Genomic DNA, 645 nt, shown 5'->3' on the forward strand with positions numbered 1-645 from the left:
CTCGAACCCGCGACCCCCGGCGTGACAGGCCGGTATTCTAACCAACTGAACTACCGCTCCGCACTGGTTAGACTATTGAGTCTAAGTTTTATTTTACTTTTTAAAAGTTAAAAACAAAATAAAGAGCCTAGCGATGTCCTACTCTCACATGGGGAAACCCCACACTACCATCGGCGCTACTTTGTTTCACTTCTGAGTTCGGAATGGAATCAGGTGGGTCCAAAGCGCTATGGTCGCTAAGCAAAATCATGGTGCTGATACCCAGAATCGAACTGGGGACCTCATCCTTACCAAGGATGCGCTCTACCGACTGAGCCATATCAGCATTTAAAACTTGAAAAACCCGCTCTGAAAGCGGGTTTTAAAAATTAAAAGCCTGGCGATGTTCTACTCTCACATGGGGAAACCCCACACTACCATCGACGCTATTTCGTTTCACTTCTGAGTTCGGAATGGGTTCAGGTGGGTCCAAAACGCTATGGTCGCCAAGCAAATTCTTAAAATTCGGAAAGCTGTTTGCGTTCTCTACACATTCAATTCGTTCTTGCTTTGAGTCCATCAAAACCCTTTGGGTGTTGTATGGTTAAGCCTCACGGGCAATTAGTACAGGTTAGCTCAACGCCTCACAGCGCTTACACACCCTGC

General features: G+C 46.7%; 1 tRNA gene and 2 rRNA genes. All 3 read right to left on the reverse strand.

The window, feature by feature from the left end:
• Window positions 1-125: 125 nt before the first annotated feature.
• A 5S ribosomal RNA gene (rrf, locus tag CIK04_RS31210) occupies window positions 126-241 on the reverse strand.
• Between the two features lie 8 nt (window positions 242-249).
• A tRNA-Thr gene (locus CIK04_RS31215) sits at window positions 250-325 on the reverse strand.
• A 49-nt stretch (window positions 326-374) separates the two neighbouring features.
• Window positions 375-490, reverse strand: a 5S ribosomal RNA gene (rrf, locus tag CIK04_RS31220).
• Window positions 491-645 lie beyond the last annotated feature (155 nt).

Source organism: Vibrio sp. 03_296, assembly GCF_002265885.1.